Annotated in this window: 1 protein-coding gene; it reads right to left on the minus strand. The window is 56.1% G+C overall.

Going from position 1 to position 1749, the window contains the following annotated elements:
• Positions 1–1749: hypothetical protein (locus ACO6UY_RS24600; protein WP_422491682.1), on the minus strand; the 1749-nt coding region annotated here is incomplete at both ends.

The following is a 1749-nucleotide window of genomic DNA, read 5'->3' on the forward strand; positions in this document are numbered from 1 at the left end:
GCCGCCGTTCCTGTAACGCTTGCCCGGTGGCGACGGCCAGGCAGGATTTACCGGTACCCGCCGGGCCATTGAGCTCAATGATCCTGTGCTGTCTGAGCATGGTCGTGAGCTGTTCAAGCCGCTTGCCCTGTTGCTGCTGATGGTGACAGCTGGCCTTGAGCCAATCTGAGGCCAGTGTCTGCAAGGAGGTTGTCAGCAGCGGTTCCGAAAAGGCGTGCTGAAGCGGCTGTTGCAGCTGCTCCAGTGGCTCAGACGGATGGCATTGGCTAATGGCGGTCAGTTGCTGGTTCAAGTCCCGGGCTTGCCGATGCACCGGGATACTCTGGCTGCCACAGACCCGCAGGGCGTCGTACAGCAGGCGCAGGCGATGGCCGGAATAGGGATGGATATTGTCGTTCAGTACCGGCAAAAGATCAGCCTCAATGCCCTGTTGAGGGAATATTGAGTGGATAATGGCGGCCATCTTCGCGGTGCAGCGGGGAGAAGGTTCGCCGAAAATATCAGGCAAATACTCGCCCAGTGCCGGTGCCATATAACGGGCCAATGGCCAGAAATGATCGGCCAGATCCTTTGGGTGCTTCAGGGCTGGCAGGGTGTTCAGGATGGCAGCAATGCCATCACGATCAACCCCTTCCATGGAATCCGGAAATATCCCACTGATCTGAGCTTTGACAAAACTGTAAATGGTTACATTACCCCGCACCGGATGGGCCAGTAACTTATTCAGGGCCTTACGCCAGTGAAAGGGCTCCAGAGTCCCGGCGCGATCCAGCCGCTGTTCAATGGGGAGCTGAGCCTCCAGCAGTTTCAGAAACTCAGCCGGTGCCTGAACCGGAATGACCGGATAACTTTTATCCGGGCTCTGGGGCAATGTCCGAATGCGAGACAAAAGACGGCCTAATGGCCCAATTGCATCGGGATGGCGGGACGAAAAGGGTTGGATCAAACCGGGGGCGGCCATAATGGATTCTGCCAAAATGGACTCAGCTTTACCGAGCTCAGCTGTTTCAGGCTCAACACTGTCAGCCTCTACACTGCCTGCTGAGCAATCACTCCGGGTATCCTGCTGCTGTTGCCAGCGCTGGAACCATCGACTCTGGTCAGGCAGTCGGTCAGCGGGCCAGATTATATGCAGCTGGCAGTGGGGCAGAGCTTTTTTCTGGCCGTAAATCCAGAGATAGGGCTCAGGTGCCAGTAGTGACTCCAGATGCCCTGCCAGGGTCGGGGTATGTTCCAGCCCGGACAGCACCACCGGTTCACCCTTAAGCAGTTGTGTCAATAACGGGGTTGCTCTCAGCTGGAAACGCAACTTGCCTGACATTTTCAGCTTGCTGGTAAACCAGAGCTCCTCCCATTGCTGACCGGTGGCCAGTCGGTAACAGTCGGATTGTGCCACAACATTGGCAGCGATATTGGCAACACTGCCGGTATACAGCCTGACAACACTGTCACCGGAGGGTTCTGGCAAAGTGCCTGTCACCAATCCGGGGGCGACAGGCAGTGATTCCGTCCGATGTTTCAGGATCAGCCATTGCTCATCGGTCAGTTCACCGCTGACCAGCAGCTGGTCAAATTCGCTGGCCATCTTATGAAAGGTATCGATCTTTTGCAGGGTGTTTTCCTGTGCGGACAGATCACTGAAGACCGCGTCGAAATTGTGGGTATTGATAACCCCGCAGGTTTTACCGGGTAACACCGGTGTGTTGTTGACGGCTTGTTTGAATGCCGTGATATTCTCGGTCGGGGTGT

It is taken from the genome of Endozoicomonas sp. ALE010, from assembly GCF_049310165.1.
In the GTDB taxonomy this organism is placed as follows: domain Bacteria; phylum Pseudomonadota; class Gammaproteobacteria; order Pseudomonadales; family Endozoicomonadaceae; genus Endozoicomonas.